15 protein-coding genes are annotated in these 14,680 nt (G+C 69.8%); 6 read left to right on the forward strand and 9 right to left on the reverse strand.

The window, feature by feature from the left end; genetic code table 11:
• Positions 1-158 precede the first annotated feature (158 nt).
• The 4 genes from gspC to K8640_RS38190 all read left to right on the forward strand — a co-directional run bounded on the left by gspC (position 159) and on the right by K8640_RS38190 (position 2,690).
• Positions 159-1,022 (forward strand): type II secretion system protein GspC, encoded by an 864-nt coding sequence (gene gspC, locus K8640_RS38175; protein WP_223751597.1) that lies wholly within the window; start codon positions 159-161, stop codon positions 1,020-1,022.
• Between the two features lie 39 nt (positions 1,023-1,061).
• Positions 1,062-1,505, forward strand: coding sequence for an acetyltransferase (locus K8640_RS38180; protein ID WP_223751598.1), 444 nt, complete (start codon positions 1,062-1,064; stop codon positions 1,503-1,505).
• 82 nt (positions 1,506-1,587) lie between these two features.
• Positions 1,588-2,022, forward strand: a complete 435-nt coding sequence (locus K8640_RS38185) for a hypothetical protein (RefSeq protein WP_046714694.1) — start codon at positions 1,588-1,590, stop codon at positions 2,020-2,022.
• Between the two features lie 71 nt (positions 2,023-2,093).
• Positions 2,094-2,690: a hypothetical protein gene (locus K8640_RS38190; RefSeq protein ID WP_141332160.1), complete on the forward strand. Its 597-nt coding sequence runs from the start codon at positions 2,094-2,096 to the stop codon at positions 2,688-2,690.
• Positions 2,691-2,814: 124 nt separating this feature from the next.
• Here K8640_RS38190 and K8640_RS38195 read toward each other — a convergent pair whose 3' ends face one another.
• From K8640_RS38195 to K8640_RS38220, 6 genes are all read right to left on the reverse strand, one after another.
• On the reverse strand, positions 2,815-3,324 hold the full coding sequence (locus tag K8640_RS38195; RefSeq protein ID WP_141332159.1) for an OmpA family protein: 510 nt from the start codon (positions 3,322-3,324) through the stop codon (positions 2,815-2,817).
• Between the two features lie 96 nt (positions 3,325-3,420).
• The gene (locus K8640_RS38200) at positions 3,421-4,782 is read right to left on the reverse strand and encodes a sigma-54 dependent transcriptional regulator (protein ID WP_223751599.1); all 1,362 of its coding nucleotides are present in this window, start codon (positions 4,780-4,782) and stop codon (positions 3,421-3,423) included.
• Positions 4,772-6,877 (reverse strand): nitrogen regulation protein NR(II), encoded by a 2,106-nt coding sequence (locus K8640_RS38205; protein ID WP_223751600.1) that lies wholly within the window; start codon positions 6,875-6,877, stop codon positions 4,772-4,774. Before K8640_RS38205 ends, K8640_RS38200 begins: the two co-directional genes overlap by 11 nt.
• A 113-nt stretch (positions 6,878-6,990) precedes the next feature.
• A complete protein-coding gene (locus K8640_RS38210; protein ID WP_223751601.1) occupies positions 6,991-7,788 on the reverse strand; it encodes a DUF3014 domain-containing protein in 798 nt (265 codons plus the stop codon).
• 195 nt (positions 7,789-7,983) lie between these two features.
• Positions 7,984-8,604, reverse strand: a complete 621-nt coding sequence (locus K8640_RS38215; RefSeq protein ID WP_046714688.1) for a DUF2378 family protein — start codon at positions 8,602-8,604, stop codon at positions 7,984-7,986.
• 125 nt (positions 8,605-8,729) lie between these two features.
• Positions 8,730-9,743 (reverse strand): LysR family transcriptional regulator, encoded by a 1,014-nt coding sequence (locus tag K8640_RS38220; RefSeq protein ID WP_223751602.1) that lies wholly within the window; start codon positions 9,741-9,743, stop codon positions 8,730-8,732.
• 80 nt (positions 9,744-9,823) lie between these two features.
• Here K8640_RS38220 and K8640_RS38225 point away from each other — a divergent pair, with 80 nt between their 5' ends.
• Positions 9,824-10,723, forward strand: a complete 900-nt coding sequence (locus tag K8640_RS38225; protein WP_223751603.1) for an NAD(P)H-binding protein — start codon at positions 9,824-9,826, stop codon at positions 10,721-10,723.
• Positions 10,724-10,787: 64 nt separating this feature from the next.
• Here K8640_RS38225 and K8640_RS38230 read toward each other — a convergent pair whose 3' ends face one another.
• Positions 10,788-11,501, reverse strand: coding sequence for a TenA family transcriptional regulator (locus K8640_RS38230; RefSeq protein ID WP_223751604.1), 714 nt, complete (start codon positions 11,499-11,501; stop codon positions 10,788-10,790).
• Positions 11,502-11,853: 352 nt separating this feature from the next.
• On the opposite strand from K8640_RS38230, the gene K8640_RS38235 reads away from it, so the two are divergent.
• Complete coding sequence (locus K8640_RS38235) at positions 11,854-13,527, forward strand: hypothetical protein (protein ID WP_223751605.1); 1,674 nt, start codon at positions 11,854-11,856, stop codon at positions 13,525-13,527.
• A 25-nt stretch (positions 13,528-13,552) separates the two neighbouring features.
• On the opposite strand, the gene K8640_RS38240 is transcribed toward K8640_RS38235, so the two are convergent.
• Positions 13,553-14,308: a DUF5953 family protein gene (locus K8640_RS38240; protein WP_223751606.1), complete on the reverse strand. Its 756-nt coding sequence runs from the start codon at positions 14,306-14,308 to the stop codon at positions 13,553-13,555.
• Positions 14,305-14,523 (reverse strand): DUF6310 domain-containing protein, encoded by a 219-nt coding sequence (locus tag K8640_RS43370; RefSeq protein ID WP_223751607.1) that lies wholly within the window; start codon positions 14,521-14,523, stop codon positions 14,305-14,307. Before K8640_RS43370 ends, K8640_RS38240 begins: the two co-directional genes overlap by 4 nt.
• Positions 14,524-14,680: the final 157 nt, after the last annotated feature.

The raw sequence follows: 14,680 nt of genomic DNA on the forward strand, positions 1-14,680 counted from the left end.
TCTTTACCAACCCTCAGCCCTCTCTCCTCTCGGCCCCCTGCTTGGGCATCCCACCCCAAAAGGGCGAAAGTCGAGTCTGAAGTCCAGGCGGCGGAGGCCCCTGGCCCCGTGCTTGCTCAGTCCCTGCTTCATCCCTGGAGGGGAGGAGGTCGGGCCCGATGAGACATTGGTTGGAGCGGCACTCGTGGTGGTTGCATGGCGCATTCATCCTCGCGGTCGCGTTCCTGCTGTCGCGCATCGTCCACGTGTTCACCGAGTTTCATCTCAGCGCGCCTGTTCCTGGCTGGGAGGCGTCGAGCGCTCGCCCCATCCGGGTTACTCCAGGGGCGGCACGCGCACCGCTGAGTGAGGACACGCTGTCGAGGCTGCTGGGAGTGGCCCTGCCGACGCCCGGTGTCCCCGGGGGAGATGCAGGCCCGCCGCCTGGCGCACGGCGCGCGAGGCTGGTGGGGACGTTGATGTCACGCGAGGCGCACTGGTCGCTCGCGTCGGTGGAGGACCTGGAGAGTCGGCGGGTGCGCAGCCTGCGCGTGGGCGATGTGCTCCAGGACTCGGAGGTCGTCGCCATCGAGCGTGAGCGCGTCATCGTCACGGTCCAGGGGCGACGCGAGGTCATCGACCGGGGAGGCCCCTCGGGTGCCGCTTCGCCGATGCCGCGTCCGCCCTCGACCGGAGCCGCGGACATCCGGCGCGTGGGCGAGCACACCTACGAAGTCCCTGGGCGGTATCTGGAGCTCGACCTCTGGACGGGAGGCTCGACGCTGTCGGACGCGCGGATGGTGCCGGCGTTCAAGGACGGGAAGGCGCAAGGCTTCAAGGTCCTCTCCATCCGGAAGGGCTCGCTCTACGAGAAGCTCGGCCTCCAGAACGGGGACGTCCTCCAGCGCATCAATGGCATGCAGCTCGACTCGCTGGAGAAGGCCATGGAGACGTACATGCTGCTCAAGAGCCAGCGGCGCCTGGAGGTCGAACTGGAGCGGGGTGGGGGGCGGGTGCGCAAGGTCTACGACGTCCAGCCCTGAATGTCAGGAGGCCGGGCGAGTCGCGTCCCCCCGCGAGCCATGACCATCCGCCCCTTCCAGCCCTCCGACACCGACGCGCTCGTGGACATCTGGAGCCGCGCGGTCCGCAAGACGCACGACTTCCTGAGCGACGCGGACTTCGAGGACATCCACCGCAAGCTCGGGCCCGTCTATCTCCCCGCCGTCGAGGTGCACGTCGCCTGTGAGGACACGCGGCCCGTGGCCTTCATCGGCATGAGCGGACACCACGTGGAGATGCTGTTCGTCGACCCCCAGGTCATGGGCGGCGGACTGGGACGACGACTCCTCGCCCACGTCTCCACGCGCGGACCGCTCACCGTCGACGTCAACGAGCAGAACCCCCGCGCCGTGGGCTTCTACCTCCACTGCGGCTTCGTCCAGACGGGCCGCAGCCCCACCGACGGCGAGGGCCGGCCCTATCCGCTCCTCCACCTGGCCATGCCCCGTCCCGTGACGTCGTAATCGCTGGAATTTCAGACAGGCTGGAGCTTGCTCCGAGGTCCGTCTAACCTCGGGAGTCACCCGCGTTGCCTGGAGTGATTCCATGTCCGAGTCCAAGCCCCGCCTCAAGCGTCCCGTGGAGAACGTCCGCGCCGAGCTGCTCGCGGACCCCGACACCCAGCGCATCGCGAAGTCCGTGGGCATGGAGCTGGCCGCCTACGTCGAGCTCGTCCTCGACTACGCCCAGCACCCGGAGAAGGAGCCCGTCCTCCAGGTCGTCCCCGACGAAATCCTCAAGCAGTCCGGTTACGAGCCCGCCAGCATCGAGGAGGTCGGCGAGTTCTTCCTGGGCGCCGCCCGGGGGGAACTGGGGCTGGGGCCTCCGCCGGCCTACTACAGCGGCTTCGAGTCCAAGCCCGCCCCCGGTGCGGGCAAGCCCTCCCTCCGCGGCGACGAGAACCAGTCCCAGGTCGAGGTCGACGAGGAGACCCGCAAGGCCCTCCTCAAGCACGTCCCCCGGGGGCCTGATCGCCTCTGAACCTACCTTGGAGGCAACTTCCTCCGTGCTCCTCCGATAATGGGGATAATCATTTCTACCGAGGAAATCCCATGTCTGTCGGCGGCTCCAGTGGCGCAGGTGGTAGCAACGGCACGAACGGTGCGAACAGCGCCAGCAACGCCGCGAGCAAGGCGGCGGACGCGGCGAGCAAGGCGGCCAACAGCATCAGCAACGCGCTGGGCGGCCTGGGCAAGGCGCTCGGTGGGCTGTCCAAGGGCCTGAGCGGCCTGGGTGGCCTCGCGCAGGGCCTGAGCGGCCTGGCCAAGGGCCTCAGCGATGTGGTGGGCAAGGTCTCCGAGGCGCTCAGCTCCGTCTCGGGCCTGCTGGACAAGGCGCTCAGCGCCATCTCCGGCCCCCTCAAGGACATCGTCGGCAAGGCGCTCGACAACCTCCCGTTCGGCCTGGGCCAGCTGGCCAAGCCCTTCGCGGACAAGTTCATCGACAACGGCCTGTCCATGGTGGCCGGTGGCCCCCTGGCCGGCGTCAGCAGCCTGTTCAACGGCGCCTCCAACGTGGGCAAGCTCGCGGACACCGTCGACACGGTCCGCTCGGCGGCCACCGCGGTGGGCGACATCGCGCAGGGCAAGTTCAACACCCAGCAGCTCGCCGCCTTCGCCCAGTCGAAGCTGCTGCGCGGCCTGGACTGACCCGCCCCACGAAAACCCAGCACGAGTCTCGAGGACGTCCGCCCAGGCATCCGCTGCCCGTGGCGGACGTCGTCGTTTCCAGCCCCCGGCCCGTCACGCCCGCGTCACGACGGGGCGCCCCGCGTCAGTTCAGGTAGCCGCCGGAGAGCTGGAGCTCCGCGCGGCGGTTCTTCTCCAGCTCGGAGGTGGAGAGTGGCCGCTCCTCGCCGTAGGACAGGGTGGACAGCCGCGACGGCTCCACCCCCAGCCGGCGCAGGTAGTCGCGCACCACCGAGGCCCGACGCTGACCGAGCGCCAGGTTGTACTCCGTGGTCCCCAGCTCGCACGTGTGCCCGGTGATGCTCACCTTCGCCTGCGGCCGCTGGCGAAGGTCGTCCGCCAGCTGCGTCAGCGTGTCGCGGAACTCCGGGCGCAGCGTCGTCGAGTCGAGCTCGAAGTAGACGGGCTCCAGGCGGATGGGGTGCAGGTCCGTGTCGGGATTCGGGGTCATCGCTGAGGGACGCTCCGGCTCCGGACGCGTGGCCACCGGAGCATGGGGGGGCTGGGAGTCGGTGGAGACCGTGGAGATGGGCTGCTTCGCGGCACAACCCACCAGACCGAGGACGACGACGAGAAGCGAGAGGAAGGGGCGCATGGCCTCGTGCTGAGCATGCGCCGTGCCGGGGTGTCCTCACTCGGGACGTCCCCGGCGACGCTCAGCCGGTGTTGCGAAACGCCAAGCCGCCCATGGCTATTTGCCCTCCGAACGCTCGCGCCGGTGAATCGTGGAGACGTCGATTCCGAGCAGCTCCGCCGCCCGTGTCTTGTTCCCGCCACAGCGCGCGACGGCCCAAGAGATGTACTCGCTCTCCAGTTTGCGCAAGGGGATGACCTCGCGTTGGGCCTCCAGGAGCGGGTGGGGCTCCGGACCCCCCTCCGCCAGGTGCGGCCGCAGCTGCTCCAGGTCCACCACGTCCCGGGTCCCCAGCACCACCAGCCGCTCCACCAGGTTCTCCAGCTCGCGCACGTTGCCCGGCCAGCGCAGCGAGCACAGCGCCGCGAGGGACTCCTGGGCGAAGCGCTCCACGGGCGAGCGCGGGTTTCGCGCCCGGGCCTGCTCCAGGAAGTGCTCGGCCAGGGCGGGGATGTCCTCGGGTCGCTCCCGCAGCGGCGGAGCCCGCAGCGTCACCACGTTGAGCCGGTAGAACAGGTCCGCGCGGAAGCGGCCCTCCTTCACCCGGGCCTCCAGGTCCTGGTGCGTCGCGGCCACCACCCGCACGTCCACCGTGCGCGAGCCGTCCGCGCCCACCGCCCGCACCTCGCCGTCCGCCAGCACGCGCAACAGCCGCGCCTGGAGCTCCGGCGCCATGTCCCCGATTTCATCCAGGAACAGCGTCCCGCCGTCCGCCTCCACGAAGAGCCCCCGCCGCGCGCTCGTCGCGCCTGAGAAGGCGCCCTTCACGTGTCCGAACAGCTCGCTCTCCAGCAGGGCGTGGGGCAGGGCGGTGCAGTTGACGGCGACGAAGGGGCCCGCGCGGCGGGTGCCCTCGAAGTGCAGCGCCCTGGCCACCAGCTCCTTGCCGCTGCCGCTCTCACCCCGCACCAGCACCGGCGCGCTGGACCAGGCCACGCGCTCCACCAGCGCGTACAGGGCCCGCATCGCGCCGCTTCGGCCCACCATGGCGCCCAGCCGGCCCCGGTCCTCCGCCTGCTGCTTGAGCGTGCGGTGCTCGGCGCGCATGCGCCGCTGCTCCAGCGCCCGGCCCACGTACAGCCGCACCTCGTCCAGGCGGAAGGGCTTGGCGAAGTAGTGCCACGCGCCGCGCTTCATCGCCTCCACGGCGTTCTCCACGCCGCCGAAGGCCGTCATCATCAGCACGGGCAGGTCCGGGTCCAGCTTGCGCGCGGCCTCCAGCACGTCGAAGCCGTCCACGTCCTTCATGCGCAGGTCGCAGATGACCGCGTCGTACACGGCGGCGCGCAGCTGGGCGATGGCCTCCGCGCCCCCGGACGCCACGTCCACCGTGTAGCCGGCGTCCGCCAGCGGCTCCTGCAGCATCTGCCCCATCTCGACGTGGTCGTCGACGACGAGGACCCGGGCTCTAACCGACATGTTGCTCCTCTCGCGCGGGGGCCGCGGCGGGCCACTGCAGCATCACTCGCGTGCCTTGACCGGGCGCGCTGTCCAGCTCGATGCGTCCACCGTGGTTGCGCACGATGTGCGCCACCATGGTGAGTCCCAGGCCCGTGCCCAGGCCGCGCTTCTTGGTGGTGAAGAATGGGTCGAAGACCTGGTGCAGGTGCCGGGGGGCGATGCCGCACCCGTCGTCCTCGATGGTGATGCACACGCGCCCCCAGGCGCCGGACGTGTCCGCCTCGCCCGGCGTCGCGGTGAGGCGCACCTGGCCTCCGGGCTCGCACGCGTCGCACGCGTTGAGCAGCAGGTTGACGAGCACCTGCTGGAGCTGGTCCGCGTCCGCCGCCAGCGGGGGCAGGGGCTGGGACACGTCCAGCCGCAGGTCCACGTGGCGCCGCTCCGCCTCGACGCGCAAGAGCTCCTGCACGCTGCGGACGAGCGGCCCCAACGTCACCGCGCGCGACTCGGCGGGCTGCAGCCGGGAGAAGTCCAGCAGCTGGCGGATGGTGCGGCTGACGCGGTCGATCTGCTCGACGATGGCGCCCACGCCCGGGGACTGCGGGTGCTCCGGGCCCAGCTTGTCCTGCACGTACTCGGCCCGGCCGCGGATGACGCCCAGCGGGGTGCCGATTTCATGCGCGATGCCCGCCGCGAGCACGCCCACGGTGGCGAGCTTCTCCGCGCGCAAGAGCTGCCCCTCCAGCGCGCGCAGGTTGCTCAGGTCCTCCAGCACCAGCAGCGTGCGCACGTCGGGCTGGTGCGGCTCCAGCGGCACCGCGTGGACGTTGTACTGTCCCTCCGACTCGAACAGGCGCAGCGGCTCGGCGTGCAGGCTGCGCACGCGGTTGTCCTGGCCCGCGGCGTTGACCAGCTCCTCCAGCCGCTGGATGACGGGCGCGTGGGCCTGGGGGAAGGCCGCGGCGAGCGTGGAGCCCACCACGTCCTTCGGCATCCGCGAGCTGAGCGCCTGGTTGGCGGAGGTGATGCGGCCCGACGTGGACAGCGCCAGCACGCCCGTGGGGATGTGGTCGAGGATCTTCTGCGTCTTGTCGTGCAGGTGGGCCAAGCGGCTGGCGTGCCGCAGGCTCTCCTGGAGCGCCACCGCGCGGCTTCGCGCCAGCACCACGTACACGCCGAAGGCGATGAGGAACGACGAGAACAGGAAGGCCGCGAACGACAGCCGCAGCACCAGGCTCCGCTCGTGCGAGCGCAGCCCCCGCGTGGAGGACAGCGACGCCAGCGGCCACAGCGCGCCGTTCTTCATGCCCACCGGGGCGAAGCTCGCCACCACCTCCGCGTCGCCCAGCCCCAGCACCATCGCCTCGGCGCGGTCGATGACGAGCGAGCCCGCCTCACCCTCGCGCAGGCGCGAGGCCAGGAGCGCCAGCCCCGGCGTGTCGGTGCCGGGTTGCTGGTAGCGGGCCGCCAGCGTCGGCGCGCTCAGCGCGGTGGGCGTGCCGTGCGCGCCCAGGAGCAGGAGGTTCGTGTCGCTCTCCGCGGTGAGCAGCTTGAGCGGCGCGAAGAGGGGCTCGGCGTCCACCAGCACCACCACCGCGCCGCCACCCCCCGGCGAGTCCTCCGGCAGCGCGGTGGCGAAGGCCCTGAGCCACCCGGACACATCCCCGCTCAACGGCGGCGAGGACGCGATGTGGCCCGCGGGTCCCTCGAGCGCGCTCTTCGCCGTGAGGGTCAGCGCCTGGGCGGGGTACTGCCGGGCGATGGACTCGCCGGTGCGCCGGTCCAGCAGGCGCAGGCGCTCGTCACCCTCGGGGCCGAAGACGACGATGGCCTTGTACTGGCCCACGGCCTCCAGCAGCGCGCGCAGCTCCCGGCGGTGCTCCTCGGGCGAGCCCGGCTGGGAGAGCAGCTCGGCGGTGAAGCGCAGGTCCTCACCCACGTCCTCCAGGGCCTCGGACACCCCGCGCGCGGCCTCGCGCAGCTGCGCCTGACGCTCCCGGGCGAACTGGTCCACCAGCGCCTGCCTGTCCCGCTGGATGAAATACACGGCTCCGCCGATGACGCCGGTGAGCGCCGTGCACAGCAACAGGACGGGCAGGAGGGAGAGGCGCATGGGGGCAGATAGCAACATCCCGCGCGGAAGAGGGGGATGTTGCCCGCCGGGCCGCCCCTGCTCCGGGGGCCCGGACGTCGTGTCGGTGCCCGGCTCGGGCGGCAACGGAGGACTCAGGGCCTCGAGGCCTGCTGGTTGAGCTTCTGCGACACCTCGCGGACCTTGCCCTGGATGAGGCGCAGGTTCGCCGGGCCCATCCGCAGCAGGTGCTTCTGCGCGGGCGTGAGCGCCTCCAGCGCCGGGTCCGCGTACACGTACAGCGCGCCCCGGGCCAGGACCTCCACGTCACCGTCGAGCACCGGCACCGCGAGCACCGCCTCGAAGGCGCGCTGGAGCGTGGCCTCGAAGGAGCTGCCCGGCGGCGCGCTCTCCTGGTGGAGGCGCTCGGCCAGCCGCCGCACCTCGCGGTACGTGTCCACCAGCAGCGTCGAGTCCAGGCTGCCCACCACCCGGCCCACCGCGTCATGGCGGCCGTACGTCCGCTTCGCGATGTGTGTGCGACCCTCGTGCGTGCGGACCTGGAAGTCGCCGGACGGGGCCAGGAAGCCCACCACCGCGCGGGGGCTCTCGCCGCTGGCCATGTTCGACACCACGGCGACGAAGCGGCGCAGCAGGTCCGCCTCGCGCAGCCACACCCCGAACTCGCGCTGGGACGAGGCCCCCGCCAGCCGCGAGCGCAGCAGCGCGTCGAGCTCCGTCGCGGGAGGCAGCGGCGCGTCCGGGCCCCGGTCCAACGACCTGGGCGCCTGGGCGACGGGCGGCGGCGCGGCGGGCGTGTCCGGTGCGCCATGCAGCAGGCCGTGCCACACCCCAGCCCCCGCGAGCACCGCCGCCACCAGAATCACCAGGCCCCAACCCCAGAGCGCGCCGCGCTCGAGCTTCCCCACCACATCACCGCCATTGCCGTCCATGAGTCCTCCACTTCGGGACTCAGCGACTGCAGCGCGGATGCCAGCGTGGGGACGCGGGGGAGGGCGGCGAGGCCTCACTCGGGAGCGCGTGCCCCCGGGACCTCCGTCGCGCCCGCTCGCAAGCTGCGCGAGCATGGCGTTCCGCGAGCCACCCTGGCGGATTGCGGCAGGGGGGCTCGCGGGACTCGGGGGACCTCAGGCGCGAGGACGCGACGCGCCCGCCGACCCATCCTCGGGAGGAGGCATGGCCGCCTCCGCCGTCACCTCCGCCCAGCGGATGTGGAACGTCGACGCCGTGCCGTCGAACTCCTCCGGCAGCACCACCACGCGGAAGCCGCCACACAGCTCCACCGCCCGCGCCAGCAGCCCCGCGGAGAACGTGGGCAGGTCCGCCAGCACGTCGTTCATCCGCAGCTCCAGGAAAGTGGGGCTGCGCTCGACGATTTCGACCACACTGAAGTTGTTGCCGGCGCGAAAGCCCATCCCCGCCCGCAGCAGCATCCTCCGGGGGCCGGCGAGCCGGACGACGCCCAAGAGCGCGCGACCGAAGAAGGTCCCGAAGTAGGCGTCCATGAAGCGCTCGCCCAGCGAGTAGTACGCGGCCTCGGCGGGAACTCCGCCGTAGACGTGACCCGCGGCGATGCGAAGGAACTCCTTCCATTGCTCCAGCGTGTAGGTCCGCTCCAGCTTCTGCTCGAGGTCCAGCCCCGCACGACGCAGGTGCTCGCGGCACGCGGGCGTGAGCCGGTTCTCGAGAGCGCGAAGGAAGAGCGCTTCCACGGTTTGCGTGAAAATCAGCTTCTCGGAAGAAGTCATAGGGTCGCACCCTACACCGGTCGGCCCGTCGCATGCTCGCCCACAGGTGAATCGGCGTTCAGTGCCCCTGTCGGCGAGCGACAGCACGACTGCTCGCCGAGAAAAAGTCGTGGAGAGTCCAGGGGTTAGCGGCTGCTACGCGGTGCGGCGGCGGCGCGGAGCATCATCCCCCGGAGCCAGCGGTGGGCCGGGTCGTCGTCAAAACGCTCGTGCCAGACCTGGAGGACGTCGAACGGGGCGAGCTCCACGGGGGGAGGGAGGATGCGGAGGTTGCCTGGCTCGACGAACAGCTCGGCGAGCCGGCGAGGGGCGGTGAGCACGTGGTTGGTGCGCGTCACCGCCAGCGCCGCGGTGAGGAAGTACGGCAGCCGCACGCCGATGCGTCGCGTGCGACCCAGCTTCTCCAGCGCGATGTCCACCGAGCCGACACCTTCGCCGCGCGGGCTCATCAACACGTGCGGCAGCCGCAGGAATGTTTCCAGGTCCAACCGTTGCTTCACCACGGAGTTGTCGCGGCGCACGACGCACACGAAGTGCTCCGTAAAGAGCTTCTGCTGGCGCAGGACGGGGGACGGCTCCGGATAGGCGCCGACGACCAGGTCCAGCTCGCCGCTCTCCAGCTGGGCTTCGATTTGGGGGATGACGAGCGGGCGCACCACCAGGTCCACCTGGGGGGCCTCGGTGTCCATCAGCTCCAGCAGGGACGGGAGCAGGGCGGAGGCGAAGTAGTCCGTCGTGGCGAGGATGAAGCGCCGCGAGGAGGCCTGGGGGGCGAAGACGGACTCGTTGCGCAGGGCGCGTTGGACCTCGAGCAGGCCCCGGTGCAGGGGCGCGGCGAGCTGCTCGGCGCGAGGCGTGCGCACCATGCCGCCACGTCCCCGGATGAGGAGCGCGTCCCCGAGCAGCTCACGCAGCTGCCTGAGCGCGTGGCTCATGGCGGACTGGGTGATGCCCACGCGGGCCGCGGCGCGGGTGACGTTGCCCTCGGTGAGCAGCGCGTCGAGCGCCACCGCGAGGTTGAGGTTGATGTTCGCCAGGTCCAGGTCGGCCTTCGCGGGCGGGCTCGGCGCGGGGGCGCGGGGGGCACGGGGCCGTCTGGGGGCGCGGGCCTTGCGGCGGGCGGTATGCATGGCGCTCATGGGCACATGAGTAACATGCGGTCGCCTCATGGTGTGGCCGGGCGCATCTTTCGCCCACCTCGAAGTCACTGGAGCCGCCCATGAGCATCGTCATCAACACCCCGAACGGAAACATTGGCCGTCCCCTCGCGCACGCGCTGCTCGACGCGGGAGAGCAGCTCACGCTCATCAGCCGGGACGCGCGCAAGGTGGAGGAGCTGGTGAAGCGCGGCGCGAAGGTGGTGGAGGGCTCCACGGATGACGCGGCGGTGCTGGACAAGGCGCTCACGGGAGCGAGCGCCCTGTTCTGGCTGACGCCCCCGGCGACGCGGCCGGACTTCCTCGACTGGGCGGAGGCGACGGCGCGGGTGGCGGCGGGCAAGGCGAGGCAGCACGGCGTGAAGCGGGTCGTGGTGTTGTCGAGCATCGGCGCGCAGACGGGCCGGGGCACGGGCCCGGTGGGCGCGCTCCTGGCGGTGGAGGAGGCGTTCAAGGCCGCCGTCGCGGATGTCACCATCCTGCGCCCGGGCTACTTCATGGAGAACCTGCTGCAGTCGGTGCAGACGCTGGCGAGCGCGGGCTCGTTGTTCGTTCCCATCTCCCTGACGCGCGCGCTGCCCATGGTGGCGGTGGCGGACATCGCGCGCAAGGCGGCGGACGTGCTGCTGGACGCGGGCTGGAAGGGCGCGCGCATCATTGGCGTGCACGGCCCCGCGCACCTGTCGTATGCGGACGTGGCGCGCATCCTCACGGAGGTGTCCGGCAGGCCGGTGAGCGCAGTGCAGATCTCCATCGAGGACTTCCGCAAGGCGATGGCGGGGTACGGCCTGCCCGACTTCCTGGTGGGGCTCTTGGCGGAGATGTACCAGGCCGTGGGCGAGGGGCGCATGGACCCGGCGGAGCCGCGCAGCGCGGAGACCACCACGGCCACGACGCTGGCCCAGTGGGCGAAGTCAGTGCTCCTGCCCGCGGTGGAGCAGGCGCGCGCGGCGGCGGCGTAGTGATGGAGCGTGCGAGGGAGGAGCACCGCCAGGGTGCTCCTCTCGCCCGTGGGGTGTACCCACGTCAGTTCGCGCGGCGGTGTCTTGCCCGGTAGAGGTCGTCGAAGAGGTTCATGATGAGGTGGGCGCCGAGCGCCAGCCCTTGCTCGATGTCCCTCGCCAGCTTCGGGTCCGATTCATAGGGGCCGTCGAGGAAGCGATAGAAGTCATCGGCATGCTTGTCGTCGAGCGTGGAGTGGAGCGGGTAGTGGACCATCTGGTCCCGCGCGAGCCAGCCGTGCTTGACGATGCTCTCACCCGTGACGAGGGCGATGGTGCCGAACAGGTCTTCGATCATCCCGAAGACCGCCATGGCGAAGTGGACGGACTCGAAGCAGGCCGTGCCCGCCAGGGACGTGTTGAACGCGAGGATCTCCGGCCAGGGGCGACACTTCTCCACCCGGGAGCGCGGCGCGCCAAGGCGCTCCAGGAGCAGGCAGAAGGCGTTGTCGTGGGCCTCGCTGGGCTTTCCGTTGCCGTGCTCGTCGATCACGTTCTCGAGGAGGGGGAGCCTGTCGGAGACGTTCGGCAGCCGGCTGAGGAGCAGGGCCATGGGTCGCGAGAAGTTCGCGACGGCGGTGCGCATGTGGACCTGCGCCTCCACGAAGTCCTCGCGCGCGAAGTCGCCCGAGGTCAGCGCGTTGAGGTACTTGCTGGACTTGATGTGATTGCCGCGCTCCTTGAACGCGGCGATGTAACGGCGCAACTGGGGTGTCGCGCTGGGGGAAGCCAGAGACATGTTGGACACTCCTATGGGTGAGGTGTGGCTTTGGGATGGTAATCAGGGGGCTCCGGCGCGGCCAGTTGCTTGTCTTGGGGTTTTGGACTGTCTTTGTTGCGGGGTCGTCTGGTTGTGATTGCGGGTCTCGCGTGGAGGGTTTGTTGAATTCACGGGGCGGGTCTTGGATTGCTGCGGGGAGCGTGTAGGCCCGCATGTGGGGATGAGTTGGTTGGCGTGGCCGCGGAAGCATCTGGCGCCTGGGCGGAAGCCTCGCTGCGGGCGGAAGTGTAGATACGCTGCGACCGTCTTTGACCGTTGGCCCGTGTCCGCGCTCGGCGCCAGGGAACACCCACTCCACTCGAGGCTCTCCATGCGTTCGTTGCGCCGTCTCCCTGCTTTGCTGCTCCTGTCGCTCGTCTTGGGTTGTGGTCAGGAGGGACTCCCCGAGCCCGAAGCCGAGACGCTCTCCGCGCGAACGGACGCGGCCACCCGGGGCGGGTGGACGATCCAGAATGCGTGCGGCAACGCGGGCACCACGCCTCAGATCTTCAGCAACACGCTGATGAGTCCCCCGGCCCTCAACATGGGCGGCGGTGCCCCCGCGAACTGGAATCCGGAGAGTGGCCGCCTCCGCCGTGGCGGCATCGAATACGTCTCCGCCAATGGCCTGCGCTTCGAACTCATCACCGACCGGTGTACGTACATCAAGGAGGTGAAGGTCGGCACGCGCGTCGTGACGCCGACGTATACGGATGGCTATTGGTATTCCGCCACGGATGCCTCGTACCAGCCCGCGGACCCCGGTCGTTATGGCTACAACCTGTGGATCTTCTTCCCCTATCTGGGAGATGGCTCCACGAACCAGGTGACCATCACCGTGGGGCGCACCTTCGGCAGCGGCGTCGCCACGTACAGCTTTCCGATGGTGCAGGTGGATACCGTCGAGGCGAGCTCCGCGTCCGCGCCCATGGGGTTCTCTCGGACCGAGCTGTGGAACATGTTCGGCAAGGCGCTCTATGAGAAGTTCAATCGCGAGACGAACTCGACCGTCATCACGTCGACGGACGGCTCCATGCGCCGCATCTACGACTACGACCCGAGCAGCCTCCAGCTCTCCGTCACCTCGAATGGCGTGGGCTTCTCGTTCAAGTTCAAGACGGACATCAACAACTGGTGCGACCCGACGATTCGCGCCTACGGCACGTTCAAGCTGAAGGCGGACTTCACGGGCATCTCGGTGGATTGGGTGACGGCGCCCCAGGCGAGCCTCGATTGGCCGGCCCTCTGCAGCGCGGTGCAGGTCGTTCCCATCCTCGGCCTCATCCCCAACCTCATCTACGACATCATCGAGAGCGAGGCGGCGGGCAGCATGTCTTCCACCATCGAGAACTCCATCATCGAGTCGCTGCCGGAGACGGGCTCCGTGAGGCTGTTCCTCGCTGGCTCGACGACGCGCACCAACGAGCTGCTCGTCAACCTCAGGCTGCCGGCGCCCTCCATCAAGATCAACGTCCCGTATGACGCGTTCGACATGACCCGGAGCGCGACGCTCTTCCCCTCGGGGGAGAACCTGACGCTGCTCGCGAGTGGCCTGGGTGTGAATGACTACGTCGCCGGAGTGACGCCCCAGACGACGCTCTACTCGGGCCCGAGCGGTGTTCCGCGCTACGGCTCCACCACGTGGCCGAACCCGCAGACGTTGAGCCGTGCGTCCAACCCCGTCTGGTATGGCCAGCCCATCGCCCGCTTGCTGGCGCGCACGTGGCCGACGGTGCTCTCCACGTCGACGTACCAGTACTCGCCGGGCTGCACGTTCAAGGCGCACAACACGTTCGGCAACGCGGCGGTGCGCTTCGGGGTGAATGACACGGTGACGGATGCGCAGCGGCTTCGCGGCGTCTTCGGCGCGGCCCCGGGCTACTCGCTGCGGGTCGTCTTCTTGAACGAGTTCAACCCCACGACCGGGGATGGCGCTTCCCGCTGCGGTGGCATGACGTCCGGCCCCGTCGTGTCTTCGGACCTGGGCGTCCTGGCGAATCCGTAGCTTGCCTGGGGGTCCACGCGGAAGGTCAAGGCTCCGAACGTCCGCCAATCACCGGGAAGCGCTCATAGGCTCGCAGGAGTGCTTCCACGTGGGTGGGGTTGTCCAGATCGAGCGGTTCCTCGGTGAGCTGAACGACCCAGCCCCCCGATGTCGTGCGCCGCGCCCGCGATAGCAGATCGGAGTCGCGGGCCGGGTCGGGAAAGCCGATGGCTTGTGCGGCTGCCGCGGACCAATGGTTCAGCCACCCGAGGAACCAGGGACTCTCGGGCGCGGGGAGTTTCTCTGGGAGGTTGAGCATGGGAAGCCCACGGGGGGAATGCGCTGGTCCCTGATGTGAGCGGCGGAACTGCCGCGTGACTTCCGAGCCGTAGCCGTACGGCGACGCATGCCCCCAGAACGAGCGCGCCTCTTCCGCCAGTCCCTCGAGCAAAGCGGAGGCGACCGTCAGCACGTGGCCATCCAGTGGCACCTCTGCATGGACTTCTGAAAGGGGCTGGCCGCCTGGACCAAGGAGGCCAGGTCTTCCTCTGCCGTTGACCGTCACGGGGTAACTCGAATCCCCGTTGCACAGGATGGGAAACTTCCCGTCCCGTGTCCTGTCCACGAGCCAGGCATCTCGCTGCTGCAGTGCGACGGGGTGCTCTCCTTGACCTATCTCCCACTCCAGGCGCAGGCCGGGGAGCGCCTTCTCCATCGCCTGGACGACGGCGAGTGCGCGGCCGTCCTTGCCTGTGAGCGGAGGCGCGTAGGCGACGAGGGTGAGGGCTTTGCGCCGGTTCATCGGTTGCACCCCGTGACGACGACATTCAGCGAGAAGTCCGCTTCGATCAGCGCGTCTGCGTGCGCTTGGGTACTCACCCCGATGACGAAGTCATATCCACAGTCTACCGCAGCGGCTCGCTCCCTGTAGATCTGCTCCACCTCCCTCTCGATTTCGCGCCTGCGGATGAAGTCAGAGTAGGTGTCGAATCGGTGCGTCTTGATCTCCCAGAGCACCCGCACACCAATACATCCATGCCGGGATATTGGTTGGGTGGAAACCTGTCGGCACCGTAGGGAAGACGTCTTGTTCGGATGGCCCGGGTTTGGGCGTTCGTTTTGCGGAGGAGTTTTTGAGGAGCTCCGGTTGTGTCTCGGCTCGCGCGGACCCACG

This window comes from Myxococcus sp. XM-1-1-1 (genome assembly GCF_020037095.1).
Taxonomy (GTDB): domain Bacteria; phylum Myxococcota; class Myxococcia; order Myxococcales; family Myxococcaceae; genus Myxococcus; species Myxococcus fulvus.